This is a genomic window from Flavobacterium glaciei (assembly GCF_003350545.1).
GTDB classification, from domain to species: domain Bacteria; phylum Bacteroidota; class Bacteroidia; order Flavobacteriales; family Flavobacteriaceae; genus Flavobacterium; species Flavobacterium glaciei.
Genome location: NZ_QQBA01000015.1, coordinates 12,089 through 25,142, shown reverse-complemented (window position 1 = coordinate 25,142; position 13,054 = coordinate 12,089). Strand labels below are relative to the sequence as shown.

Genomic DNA, 13,054 nt, shown 5'->3' with positions numbered 1-13,054 from the left:
AATCGTATATTTGCACACGATTTAGAAGCATGACCTCAAAACTCACACTTCATAATCTATAACTCATAAATTTATCAAATGAAATTATCACATTTTCAATTCGATTTACCAAAAGAACTTCTTGCCGAATATCCAGCTGAAAACAGAGACGAATCTCGTCTTATGGTTATTGATCGCAAGAAAGGAACAATAGAACATAAAATGTTCAAAGATGTTATCGATTATTTTGATGACGGAGATGTTTTAATTCTGAATAATACTAAAGTTTTTCCAGCACGTTTGTATGGAAATAAAGAAAAAACAGGAGCAAGAATCGAAGTTTTTTTACTTAGAGAATTAAATTCTGAGCAAAGACTTTGGGATGTTTTAGTTGATCCAGCACGTAAAATCAGAATTGGTAACAAATTATATTTTGGTGATGATGATTCGTTAGTGGCTGAGGTTATCGATAATACGACTTCTCGTGGAAGAACATTGCGTTTTCTTTATGACGGTTCTTATGAAGAATTCAGAAATAAATTAACAGAACTTGGAGAAACTCCAATCCCAAAATACATTTCAAGAGACGTAACTCCGGAAGATGCGGAGCGTTACCAAACCATTTATGCTAAAGAAGAAGGAGCTGTTGCAGCGCCAACTGCAGGATTGCACTTCTCAAAACATTTATTAAAAAAACTAGAAATCAAAGGAATTAAATTTGCCGAAGTAACACTTCACGTAGGTTTAGGAACTTTCAATCCGGTTGAGGTTGAGGATTTATCAAAACACAAAATGGATTCTGAGGAGTTAAAAATTACTCAAGAAGCCTGTGATATTGTAAATGAAGCAAAAGCTAAAAAGAAACGTATTTGTACCGTAGGAACCACTTCTATGCGTGCCGTTGAAAGTTCAGTTTCGTCTCAAAACACTTTGAATCCTTTTGATGGATGGACAAATAAATTTGTTTTTCCTCCACATGATTTCACGATTCCAACATGTATGATTACTAATTTTCACACACCAAAATCAACTTTATTAATGATGGTTTCCGCATTTTGTGGTCATGATTTAATGAAAAAAGCATATGCAGAAGCAATCAAAGAAGAATATAAATTCTATTCTTACGGTGATGCCATGCTAATCATCTAATCTGTCCCGAAATTTCGGGATAATCATATTCTAAATAACAAAATCTCGTCAGTAATGGCGAGATTTTTTTGTGTGTGCCCCAAGGGTCGGGCTGTACGCTGTATCTTTATTTTCTTAAAGAAAGAAAATAAAGGATGCCGCTTCCATCCCTCACACGATGCTGTATTTGTAAAAGTAATTTCAGTACAAAGTACAATTGTTGAATCCCATAATTATATGTTAGTGATTGTCTATTTAAATTTGTAAAGCTTTTTTTGTCAAGTCGAGCGCAGTCGAGACTAAGTGTAGTATCTCAACATTTCAGTTATGGTATAAGTAAATTTGTAAAAACTTTTTTTGTCAAGTCGAGTGTAGTCGAGACTAAATATAGTATCTCAACATTTCAGTTATTGTCTATGTAAATTTGTAAAGGTTTTTTTGTCAAGTCGAGCGCAGTCGAGACTAAATATAGTATCTCAACATTTCAGTTATTGTCTATGTAAATTTGCTAAAGCTTTTTTGTCAAGTCGAGTGTATTCTAGATTAAGTATTGTATCTCAACATTTCAGTTATTGTATAAGTAAATTTGTAAGAGCTGATTTTTTGTCAAGTCGAGTGTATTCGAGATTAAGTATTGTATCTCAACATTTCAGATATTGTCTATGTAAATTTGTAAGAGCTGAATTTTTGTCAAGTCGAGCGCAGTCGAGGCTTCTTGTTGGGTCTCGACTTCGCTCGACTTGACATATATTCTAAATTCTAATTCACCTGATACACCAGTCTAACCGTGATGTTAGCCGTTTTATTTTTGGATTGTGTATTAAACGAACCCCCATAAGAAAAATCTTCCGATGAGTTTTGACCCGTAATCTGAAAAACACCCATATCTGATTTCTTTAAATTCCCTAAACTCGCATCCGCGTTTTCAGCAATACTTTTCGCTCTGATACTCGCATCTTTGGTAGCTTCGGCAATCATTTTTATTTTCAATTCGGCTAGTTTGGTATAATAATATTCTGGTGGATTTGAATAAAATTCTACTCCAGAATTAATTAACTCACTAGATTGTCTAGATAGTTCTTCAATTTTATTTACTTCTTTAGATTGAATGCTCACACTTTGAGTCAATGTAAATCCTGTGAAAATTTGCTGTCTTGTAGTTCCGTTTTCGTTAAAGGTAGTTTCAAAATCTTTGTTGAAATTCACTGCTGAGAAAACCATTTCATTTGGCGCAATTCCTTTGCTTGATAAATAATTTTTTATTTTTTCTCTATCAGCATCTAATGCGTCATAAGCATCCTTCAAAGTCATGTTTTTTTTAGAAAACGAACCGCTCCAAACTATCAAATCCGATACAAAATCCTTTTTTCCTGATCCGGTTACACTAATCGTGTCGTTACTTTTATTTCTATTCTGAAACGCATTCGAAAATAAATACGAGGAAATCACTACTGCAACGGCAATTATAATAACGTTTAAACTGTTTTTAATCATGGCTAAGAGTATTAAGTTCAATCAAATATAGTTAAATAACGAGTGTTTTCTTATTTCAGTATAGGAATAGGTAATTATTTTTTCTCTTCTAGAATTTTAATGCTCTTGGGTGATGGCTATAACCTAAAAGTCTTTTATCTATCGGTCATTTTTTACTACTTTTACAATTCAAAATACAAATCATGACATTCGAAAATACACTTGAATTTGCAATAAAACTCGATTCACAAGATCAATTACATAAATACCAAGATGAATTTATTTTTCCGCAGGTAAATGGAAAAAAGGTAATTTATTTTACTGGAAATTCATTGGGATTACAACCCAAGCGAACAAAAACTTACGTGGATGAAGTGATGAATGATTGGGCAAACCTCGCTGTTGAAGGACATTTTTACAGTGACAAACCTTGGTGGGATTACCACGAACGATTTGCAGATCCTTTGAGTAAAATTGTGGGTGCGCTTCCAAGTGAAGTTACTGTGATGAATACCTTGACTGTAAATCTGCATTTGTTGATGGTTTCTTTTTACCGACCAACACAAACCCGATATAAAATCATTTGCGAAGAAAAAGCTTTTCCTTCAGATCAATATATGTTTCAAAGTCAGGTTTCATTTCATGGATATAAACCAGAAGATGCGATTGTAGAAATTAAACGTCGCGATGGGGAACACAACATTCGTTTAGAGGATGTTGTTGCAAAAATTGAAGAAGTTGGTGATGAGTTGGCTTTAGTTTTAATTGGTGGAGTCAATTATTACACCGGACAAGTTTTTGATATGAAAACCATTACAGCAGCTGGTCATAAAGCGGGAGCTTATGTCGGATGGGATTTAGCGCATGCTGCAGGAAATGTGAAGTTAGAATTACACGACTGGAATGTTGATTTTGCTTCGTGGTGCAGTTATAAATATATGAATTCAGGACCTGGAAATGCATCCGGATGTTTTATTCATGAAAAACATCATGACAATTCAGAGCTTCCTAGATTTGCGGGTTGGTGGGGACACAATAAAGAACGCCGTTTCAAAATGGAGCAGACTTTTGATCCAGTTCATGGAGCTGATGGTTGGCAAATCAGTAATCTTCCAATACTTTCTTTAGCACCTTATTTAGCTTCTGTAGATATGTTTAATGAAATTGGGATGGACGCTTTAATTCAGAAAAGAGATACAATTACAGCCTATTTAGAATTTATCCTGCACGAAATAGACGAAGAAGTAGATAGCACTTTCGAAATTATTACACCTTCTAATCCTGCTGAAAGAGCTTCTCAATTATCTGTATTACTGCATGGGGAAGGTCGCAGTTTATTTGATTATTTGATGAAAAATGGTGTCATCACAGATTGGCGTGAACCCAATGTAATTCGTTTAGCTCCTGTGCCTTTATATACTTCTTTTGAAGACATGTATCTGTTTGGGCAAATATTAAAAGCAGGAATTATAAATAAGTAGACATTAAAATATTATAAAATATTATTTCGATTTTATAATAAATGTTCCTCAGTTTCATTGTTACTTTGTAAAAATATTAATCACAAAATAAATAAATTATGAAAGCATTATATTTTATACTAGTTGCTGCAGTTATTGTTTCTTGTCAAAATCAAGGTAAAATGGAAATTGAAAAAGCTAAATTAGCTACTGTAGATTCCATGAAAGTGGAAATAGAAAAACAAAGAGTTATTGATTCTATGCAAGTAGAGATGGCTAAAATAGAAGAAGCTAAAATTGAAGCACAAAAGGAAGTTGTTGTTGTTAATCAACCTGCTGCGACAACTACAACTACTACAACTACCCAAAAGAAAGGTATGAGTAATACAGCTAAAGGTGCTTTAATTGGTGCAGGAGTTGGAGCGGCTACAGGAGCAATTATTAGCAAGAAAAAAGCTCAAGGAGCTATTATTGGTGGTGTCGCTGGTGCTGGTGTTGGAGCTGGAACAGGAGCAATTATAGATGGAAGTAAAAACAAATAGATTTTTTTATAGATATTGTAGAGTGTTTGAGTTCATAAAGAATTCAAACACTCTTTTTTTTGGGTTGATTTATGTTTAATACGAATCCATGTTTTCAATAATATCGTTTGCCTTTACTTTGATGTTATGTAATTCTTCAGGATTTATCTTTTTTAATAAATTAAGCATCATTCCCATACGTTGATTTCCTTTGAAATATTCTTTTTTCTCATCAAGGAAATTCCAGTATAACGTATTAAAGGGACACGCTTTATCACCAAATTTTTCTTTTACATTGTAGTGGCATTTAGCACAACTATTGCTCATTTTATTGATGTAGCTTCCAGAGGAAACATATGGTTTGGTGGCAATTATTCCGCCATCAGCATATTGTGACATCCCACGAGTATTGGGCATTTCGACCCATTCAATAGCATCTATGTACACGCCTAAATACCATGCGTCTACTTCGTCAGGATGAATTTGTGTTAGAAGTGTAAAATTACCTATCACCATTAGGCGCTGGATATGATGGGCGTAAGCTTCATCTAAACTTTGATTGATGGCGTGGCTCATACAATTCATTTTGGTTTTACCCGTCCAGAAAAAATCAGGTAGTTTATTTGTATTTTCCAAGATGTTCATTTGGGCATAATTAGGCATTTCTTTCCAATATATCCCACGTATGTACTCGCGCCAACCTAAAATTTGCCTAACAAATCCTTCAACTTGTGAAATTGTTATATCTGTTTCATTAGCATGATAAAAAGAAATAACAGTCTCGATTACTTCTTTTGGCGAAAGCATTTTGCTGTTCATTGCAAAAGACAAACGGGAGTGAAAAAGGAATTTTTCGTCCGTATGCATCGCATCTTCGTAATCGCCAAAATGTTTCAACAGATTTTGACAGAAATATTTTAAAACCTCTAACGATTGCTCGCGTGAAGTAGGCCAACTGAAATTATCTGGATTGATGTTGCCAAAAGTGATTATGCCGGCTTCTTTGATTTGGGCGACAACATCAGAAACATTAGCATGAAAATTCTTTTCTGAAGGAACAGGAACTTCACCTTTGTATTTTTTTCGATTATCAGCATCAAAATTCCATTGGTTGCCTAGAGGAGTACTTCCATCCATTAAAAGATGGTGTTTTTTGCGCATGTTTCGATAAAAATTCTCCATTAGCAACAACTTCTTCCCCTCAAAAAAATCAGATAATTCTAGGCGTGTGGTGTAAAAATGTTCGGTATCAAAACTTTCAGATTCGATTTTTAAATTGGAACAAATTGTTTTTAATTGTTCATCCAGTCGATATTCATCGGGTAATTGGTATTCAAATTTTTCAATTTTATATTTTTTGATACAAATGGTAATTAATTTTTCTAGATCCTGTGGATTTTCCGCATCGGTAATTTGAAAATAGACTGCTTGATGTCCATTTGCTTTTATACTGCTGTAAAAATTACGCATCGATTGGAAAAACGCCACTACTTTTTGGATGTGATGTTTTACATAATCTGTCTCCTGACGCATTTCTGCCAGAAGATAAATCGTGTCTTTATCACATAGCTGAAACCATGAATGTTCTGAATTTAATTGATCACCTAGGATTAATCGAAGTTTTTGCATTACTGTTTTTTAAAAAATGAAGTTGTGGAAATTTCTTTTCGTGCGTATTGAAAACGATCTACTAATTTAGGCAAACAATATCCATCTAAACCATTTAATGTCACAACATTTCCTTTGTCAATTTGTAGCCAGCCATCTTTATGTTGTAAATCTTCTTCAAAAAATAAATTTTCTATAGATGCAATCACATGAATAGTGTCATTTTCTTTGATATAATATTCATTTAAATATTTGCAATACAACTGCACTGGACTTCCTTTTACGAATGGGATATCAATATCATTTTTATATTCCTCTTCCAGATTGGTTTTGTCAAATTCTGAAATTCCCAGTTCGTAGTTTGCTGAGGTGTGATGCGCATCCTCAATCATATCAACCGTAATGTGGTTTACTGTGAAATATCCGGTGTCTTTGATGTTTTTGTAGGTGTCTCTAGGTACAGTCGTTGGGCGCAAGATAAACCCAATCATGGCAGGATTACTTCCTAGATGTGTCACGCTGCTAAAAATAGCAACATTAGACTTTCCGTCAAGGGATTTCGTGGCAAGAAGATTAGCCGATTTATAACCAGTGCAGGAATTGATTAAATTTAATCTTTCGATTTTTTCCATTTGAGAAATATCGTCTCTTGAAATGTGTTTCATGTTTAGTAATATTTAAAACAAATATAGTTTTTGTTTAATTAAATATAAAATATATTAAACAAAATATGATAATATTTTATTCACATCGATTTTGAAATTGTCCATTGAAATAAATTGTTTTAATTCAATTCCAAATCCTATATATTTGTTTTTCAATTTATCCAATGATGAAAATACTTAAAAAATTCTTTCTCGTTTTAATTTCGTTACTATTTGTTTTTGTGATCGCGGCTTTTATATATGGCTTTTATTTGAAACCAAAATATGAAGGGGAGTTGCACTTGAATAACATTCAAAAAGAAACTACTGTTTATTTTGATGAATTTGGTGTGCCTCATATTTATGCCGCTTCTTCAACTGATGCCATGGTGGCCTTGGGATACGTTCATGCGCAAGATAGACTTTGGCAAATGGAATTAATGCGCCGTATTGCTCCGGGACGATTATCTGAAATTTTTGGTTCAGTGGCATTGAAAAGCGATAAATTTTTCGCTGGAGTAGGGATCGAAGAGGCTTCTGCAAAAGCGATTGCTGCTTTAGATAAAAATAGTCCAAGTTATAAATTGACTATGGCGTATTTAGATGGGATTAATCAATACATGGATGAGGGTACAACGCCAGTAGAATTCAGTTTGGTGGGTGTCAAAAAAGAGAAGTTTACTATTAAAGACGTTTATAATATTTTTGGATACATGTCTTTTAGTTTTGCGATGGCCCAAAAATCGGATCCGTTATTGACTGATATTAGAAATAAATACGGAATGGAATATTTGAAGGATTTTGGAATAGATGGTTCCTTCAATAGAACAAAAATTAAAAATGCTAAAGACAGACCGCAAGAATACGCTGCTATTTCAAAATCTATAGCACAACTTTTAGAGCAATCACCAATTTCGCCTTTTATAGGAAGTAATAGTTGGGTCATCGCTCCAAAGAAAACTAAAAACGGAAAAGTCATTTTTGCTAATGATCCACACATTGGTTTCTCGCAACCAGGAACTTGGTATGAAGCACATCTTGTAACTCCTGATTTTGAATTGTATGGTTGTTATCTGGCTGGAACTCCGTATCCTTTATTGGGGCACAATCGCGAGTATGCTTACGGTTTGACTATGTTTGAAAATGATGATATTGATTTGTATCAAGAACAGAGTAATCCGTCTAACCCTAATGAATATAAAACCCCAAGTGGTTTCAGCGCTTATGAAATTCGAAAAAAAACAATCAAAGTTAAAGATTCTGCTGATGTGGTTTTGAATGTGAAAACCACTCGACATGGACCTGTAATGAATGACCTGATTGATGGTTTAATGAAAGATAAACCTGTTGCGATGTCTTGGATTTACACACAGCAACCGATACAAATTTTAGATGCTGTATATCAACTTTCGCATGCTAAAAGTAAAGCCGATTTCCAGAAAGGGGTACGTTTGATAGCGGCACCAGGATTGAATGTGATGTATGGCGATGCCAAAGGAAATGTTGCTTGGTGGGCAACGGGAAAATTATACAAACACAATCCGGGCGTAAACCCTAATTTTATTTTGGATGGAGCGAGCGGTAAGGATGATATTAAAGAATATTTAGATTTCTCCAAAAATCCATCGGCAGTGAATCCAAGCTGGAATTATGTATATTCTGCCAACAACCAACCGGAGCCAATTGACGGATTTTTGTATCCAGGTTATTATCTTCCTGAAGACAGAGCCAAAAGAATTACACAATTATTGAACCCAAAATCAGATTGGGATATGGCTTCGGTTGGGAAAATGATTTTTGACAACACGTCATCAGTTGCTCCTGATGTAGTGAAGCAGTTAATCTCAAATGTGGACCAGAAATTACTTTCTGAAAACGAGAAAGAAGCTTTGACTATTTTAAAAGAATGGAAAGGTTCTAATAATCTTGCTGATGTTGGACCAACAATTTATAATAAATGGATTTTTAATTATTTGAAAAATACCTTCGAGGATGAACTTGGGGCTCAAAATTTCAAGCAATTTTTAGGGACACATATTATGAAGCAAATTATCGCAGAGCAAATTAATAATGCAGCATCACCATGGTGGGATAATGTTAATACTAAAAATGAAAAAGAAACCCGAAGTAAAATTATATCACAATCGTTTAAAGAGTCTATTGTAGCTTTAGAAGAACAATTGGGTTCTTCGGTTGCGGATTGGACTTGGAACAAAGTTCATACGTTAGAACATCAACATCCATTGGGTCAAGTGGCTGCGTTTAGAAGAATTTTTAATGTGGGACCTTTTGAAGTTTCGGGTTCTACAGAAGTCATTAACAATTTGTTTTTTGACTTTACCGATGATGGAAATTATGTCGTAAAAGGGGGTCCTTCAACAAGAAGAATTATTGATTTTTCAGATATCGAAAACAGTTGGAGTATTCTTCCCACAGGGCAATCAGGGAATCCATTAAGTGCGCATTATAGTGATCAAGCAGAACTTTACAATGCAGGAAAATTTAGAAGAATGATGCTTAACAAGGAGGAGATTGTTAGGACTTCAACAAAATTGATTTTTATTCCACATAAAAATTAATGGTTTTAAAGTTCTTAGTCTAATAAAATCAGTAATTTTGCTTAACTTTTTATAAAAAATTAATGCAAATTCCCAAAAAGATAGCAGTTGTTGGTTCTGGATTAGTTGGATCTTTATTAGCTATTTACCTACGTAAAGCTGGTCACACGGTTCATGTTTTCGATAGAAGCCCAGATATTAGACAAATACAGTTTTCCGGACGTTCTATAAATTTAGCCATGTCCAACCGAGGTTGGAAAGCCCTCGATGCTGTTGGAGTAGGTGATGCTGTGCGAGAAATTGCCATCCCTATGGACAAACGAGCCATACATCTTGTCGATAAACTTAATTTTCAAAATTACGGACAAGAAGGAGAATCTATTTACTCCATTTCCAGAGGAACTTTGAACAGGAAAATGATAGATTTGGCTGAAGCTGCAGGAGCCGAATTCTTTTTCGAACATAAAATCTGGGATGTAACCCTGGATGACGCTACTTTGCATATAGGAGAAACTGAAAGAGGTGCATGGGAAGAAATGAAATATGATATGGTTTTTGGTGCTGATGGCGCCTTTTCAAGAATACGTCACCGTATGCAACGCCAAAGCATGTTTGATTATTCGCAAGAGTTTTTACCCATCGGATACAAGGAATTAAATATTCCTGCAAATTCAGATGCCACTCATAAATTAGATAAGAATTCGTTTCATATTTGGCCGCGTGGGGAATATATGTTGATAGCTCTACCTAATTTAGATGGAAGTTTTACGTGCACTTTGTTCATGCCTTTTGAAGGTGAAAATTCTTTTGCGTCTTTAAAAGATCAAAAAGAGGTGGAAGCTTTTTTTGAAAAAAACTTACCAGACACTATTGAAGTGATTCCAAAATTGACTGAAGATTTTTTCAAAAATCCAACAAGTACTTTAGTAACCATGAAATGTTTTCCTTGGACTTACGGAGATAAAATTGCGTTAATTGGTGACGCTTGTCATGCCATTGTTCCTTTTTACGGGCAAGGGATGAATGCAGGGTTTGAGGATATTTCGATTCTATATGATATGATAGAAAAGTATGGAGATGATTGGAAAACGATTTTCTCTGAATATCAAAAATCTAGAAAACCTAATGCTGATGCCATTGCAGAGCTTTCCTATCGCAATTTTATGGAAATGAGTTCTAAAACGGCTGATGAGAAATTCTTGCTGCAAAAGAAAATAGAAAAATTATTCTCAGATAAATATCCTGAAAAATGGATTCCACTTTACAGTAGAGTAACCTTCAGTGATCGTCCTTATGCGGAAGCTTTAGCAATTGGGGATTATCAAAATGCTATAATGGAAGAAGTTTTGAAACTGGAAAATATCGAGAATATTTGGAACAGCGAAACAGTAGAAAATAAAATTTTAGAGTTGCTACAATAATTTTTTAAACTACTGCTGTGTGTTTATAAAAGTGTTTAATTCTATATAAATTGTTTATTCTTCTCGGTGAACTTTATTGAAATCGAAAGCAGGTTTGCAAATGGCAATATATTCACAAGTTTCGTCAAAAGGATTGGAATATTGCACCCGAGTGTTTTTCTCGATTTTTATGGATTGACCCGCTTCAAGGATTATAATTTCATCTTCAATGATAAATTGCTTTTTCCCTTTAATGATATAGGTGTATTCTTCGAACTCAGGTGTTTGAAAAGGTTCGCTCCATTTAGGAGGAGCAATCATGTGTGCAATCGAAATTTCGGGATTGTTTGTAGTAGCAATTCCGTGATGCTCTTCAATTATTTTGCCGTCAGTTGTTGGGACTACAAAAGGGGTATTTTGGATAAAATATTTTTTCATTGTCAATATTACTTTTTAAATACCCTTTCAGAGTTTTTACTCTAAAAGGGTATTGTACTTTATTTTTTAAACATTTTAGTTAAAACACCGAATGCTCCTCTTATAAAAGTAGCACTTGTCAACACTTTTAAAACAGATTTTCCTACTACGTTCGCAGTGCTCGGACCTTTACTTTCTACTTTTTTAGATGCTTTTTCCTCTTCTTGTTCAGCAGCTGCTTCTTCAATAACAGTAATTTTTTTATTTAGCATTTCATAAGCGCTTTCGCGGTCAATAAGTTCGCTGTATTTTTTTACCAGTTTAGATTTGTTGTTGATTTCTTGAATCTCACTTTCGGTCAAAATATCCATTCGGCTCATAGGGGCACGCATCATCGTAGCAGCTAGAGGTGTTGGGATCCCTTTTTCGTTTAGAGCCGTAACCAGTGCTTCACCTATACCTAAGCTGGTTAAAATTTCATCAGTTTTATAAAATTCAGATGTAGGATAATTATCTGCTGTTTGCTTGATTGCTTTTCGATCATTAGCGGTAAAAGCTCTCAAAGCATGTTGAATTTTTAAACCTAATTGTGCCAAAACACCACTTGGAACATCCATTGGGTTTTGTGTGATAAAGTAAATTCCAATTCCCTTAGAGCGTATTAGTTTAACTATCGTCTCTATTTGTTCTAATAACGCTTTGCTAGCCTCTTTAAAAATTAAATGAGCTTCATCAATAAAAATAACTAATTCTGGTTGTTCTGAATCTCCCTTTTCAGGCATTTGTTGATATATTTCAGCTAATAAACTCAACATAAATGTTGAAAATAATTTTGGTTTGTCTTGGATATCTGTTAGTCTTACGATATTAATATATCCTTTTCCATTTTTGTCAAAGCGTAGTAAATCGTCTATGTCAAAAGACAATTCTCCAAAAAATAATTCGGCACCTTGTTGCTCTAATTCTATTATTTTTCTTAGAATAGTGCCAGTAGTCGAAGTTGAAATCTTACCATAGCTTTCCTCAATTTCGTCTTTTCCTTCTTCTGTGATATAGTTTATTACTTTTTTGATGTCTTTTAAATCTAATAATGGCATTTTATTGTCATCACAATATTTAAAAATAACAGAAACAACTCCAGCTTGAGTGTCATTTAAATTTAGAATTCGAGAGAATAAAACTGGTCCAAACTCTGAAATTGTAGCACGAAGACGAACCCCATTTTGTTCAGATAAACTCAATAATTCAACAGGGAAATTAGCCGTATTGTAAGGGATATTTATTTTAGCGTGACGTTCAGTAATAAATGCTTTTTCTTCTCCTTCTTTTGCAATACCACTAAAGTCGCCTTTGATATCCATCATTAATACAGGTATTCCAAAGGAGGACAACTGTTCCGATAATACTTGTATAGTTTTTGTTTTTCCTGTTCCGGTAGCACCTGCAATTAATCCGTGACGGTTTAATGTTTTTAGAGGTATTTTTACGTGTGCTTCAGCTATGGTTTCTCCGTTTAATATGGCTCCGCCAAGAATAATGCTTTCTCCTTTAGAACTATATCCGTCTGTAATTTGTTGTATGAATTCTTCTTTTCTGTTCATAATTGAGTGTGGATTTAAATCATTTGCAAGGTATTATTTTTTTTTAAAACCTGAAATAGTAGTGTATACTGCAGTTTTCTTGCTTTTTTATTGTTAATAATATAAATTTTTTGTTTTATTAAGATGGTGTTGGTTATTGAAATATTGTGGTTATATATCATAAAAAAATACGTTATTTTTTGTAAAAGAGTAGATTTGTTTGACTATTTTGACATAAATGCAAAGTGTTAAATTGCGAAAGTGTTTTTGAAATAAATTTAATTGT

General features: G+C 34.0%; 10 protein-coding genes. 5 read left to right on the top strand and 5 right to left on the bottom strand.

The window, feature by feature from the left end; all coding sequences use genetic code 11:
* Positions 1-78 precede the first annotated feature (78 nt).
* Positions 79-1,128, top strand: coding sequence for a tRNA preQ1(34) S-adenosylmethionine ribosyltransferase-isomerase QueA (queA, locus tag DFR66_RS11970; RefSeq protein WP_114755069.1), 1,050 nt, complete (start codon positions 79-81; stop codon positions 1,126-1,128).
* A gap of 738 nt (positions 1,129-1,866) precedes the next feature.
* On the opposite strand, the gene DFR66_RS11965 is transcribed toward queA, so the two are convergent.
* Positions 1,867-2,601, bottom strand: a complete 735-nt coding sequence (locus DFR66_RS11965; RefSeq protein ID WP_114755068.1) for an SIMPL domain-containing protein — start codon at positions 2,599-2,601, stop codon at positions 1,867-1,869.
* 182 nt (positions 2,602-2,783) lie between these two features.
* On the opposite strand from DFR66_RS11965, the gene kynU reads away from it, so the two are divergent.
* A complete protein-coding gene (gene kynU, locus DFR66_RS11960; RefSeq protein WP_114755067.1) occupies positions 2,784-4,061 on the top strand; it encodes a kynureninase in 1,278 nt (425 codons plus the stop codon).
* A 98-nt stretch (positions 4,062-4,159) separates the two neighbouring features.
* The gene (locus tag DFR66_RS11955) at positions 4,160-4,582 is read left to right on the top strand and encodes a YMGG-like glycine zipper-containing protein (RefSeq protein WP_114755066.1); all 423 of its coding nucleotides are present in this window, start codon (positions 4,160-4,162) and stop codon (positions 4,580-4,582) included.
* Positions 4,583-4,657: 75 nt separating this feature from the next.
* On the opposite strand, the gene DFR66_RS11950 is transcribed toward DFR66_RS11955, so the two are convergent.
* Positions 4,658-6,190 (bottom strand): cryptochrome/photolyase family protein, encoded by a 1,533-nt coding sequence (locus DFR66_RS11950; protein WP_114755065.1) that lies wholly within the window; start codon positions 6,188-6,190, stop codon positions 4,658-4,660.
* Positions 6,190-6,834: a flavin reductase family protein gene (locus DFR66_RS11945; protein ID WP_114755064.1), complete on the bottom strand. Its 645-nt coding sequence runs from the start codon at positions 6,832-6,834 to the stop codon at positions 6,190-6,192. Before DFR66_RS11945 ends, DFR66_RS11950 begins: the two co-directional genes overlap by 1 nt.
* A gap of 167 nt (positions 6,835-7,001) precedes the next feature.
* Between DFR66_RS11945 and DFR66_RS11940 the strand changes: the two genes are divergently transcribed.
* Complete coding sequence (locus tag DFR66_RS11940; RefSeq protein WP_114755097.1) at positions 7,002-9,392, top strand: penicillin acylase family protein; 2,391 nt, start codon at positions 7,002-7,004, stop codon at positions 9,390-9,392.
* A 62-nt stretch (positions 9,393-9,454) separates the two neighbouring features.
* Positions 9,455-10,792 carry an FAD-dependent oxidoreductase gene (locus DFR66_RS11935; RefSeq protein WP_114755063.1) on the top strand — a complete coding sequence of 446 codons (1,338 nt, stop codon included), beginning with the start codon at positions 9,455-9,457 and terminating at the stop codon, positions 10,790-10,792.
* Positions 10,793-10,846: 54 nt separating this feature from the next.
* On the opposite strand, the gene DFR66_RS11930 is transcribed toward DFR66_RS11935, so the two are convergent.
* Together DFR66_RS11930 and DFR66_RS11925 are read right to left on the bottom strand one after the other, a co-directional pair.
* A complete protein-coding gene (locus DFR66_RS11930; protein ID WP_114755062.1) occupies positions 10,847-11,209 on the bottom strand; it encodes a cupin domain-containing protein in 363 nt (120 codons plus the stop codon).
* A gap of 59 nt (positions 11,210-11,268) precedes the next feature.
* Positions 11,269-12,789: a helicase HerA-like domain-containing protein gene (locus DFR66_RS11925; protein WP_114755061.1), complete on the bottom strand. Its 1,521-nt coding sequence runs from the start codon at positions 12,787-12,789 to the stop codon at positions 11,269-11,271.
* Positions 12,790-13,054: the final 265 nt, after the last annotated feature.

Excerpts from the sequence above, each read along its gene's own strand:
- DFR66_RS11950 (WP_114755065.1), bottom strand. The coding sequence starts at position 6,190 with ATGCAAAAACTTCGATTAATCCTAGGTGATCAATTAAATTCAGAACAT.
- DFR66_RS11930 (WP_114755062.1), bottom strand. The coding sequence starts at position 11,209 with ATGAAAAAATATTTTATCCAAAATACCCCTTTTGTAGTCCCAACAACT.
- kynU (WP_114755067.1), top strand. The coding sequence starts at position 2,784 with ATGACATTCGAAAATACACTTGAATTTGCAATAAAACTCGATTCACAA.
- DFR66_RS11925 (WP_114755061.1), bottom strand. The coding sequence starts at position 12,789 with ATGAACAGAAAAGAAGAATTCATACAACAAATTACAGACGGATATAGT.
- DFR66_RS11945 (WP_114755064.1), bottom strand. The coding sequence starts at position 6,834 with ATGAAACACATTTCAAGAGACGATATTTCTCAAATGGAAAAAATCGAA.
- DFR66_RS11935 (WP_114755063.1), top strand. The coding sequence starts at position 9,455 with ATGCAAATTCCCAAAAAGATAGCAGTTGTTGGTTCTGGATTAGTTGGA.
- DFR66_RS11955 (WP_114755066.1), top strand. The coding sequence starts at position 4,160 with ATGAAAGCATTATATTTTATACTAGTTGCTGCAGTTATTGTTTCTTGT.
- queA (WP_114755069.1), top strand. The coding sequence starts at position 79 with ATGAAATTATCACATTTTCAATTCGATTTACCAAAAGAACTTCTTGCC.
- DFR66_RS11965 (WP_114755068.1), bottom strand. The coding sequence starts at position 2,601 with ATGATTAAAAACAGTTTAAACGTTATTATAATTGCCGTTGCAGTAGTG.
- DFR66_RS11940 (WP_114755097.1), top strand. The coding sequence starts at position 7,002 with ATGAAAATACTTAAAAAATTCTTTCTCGTTTTAATTTCGTTACTATTT.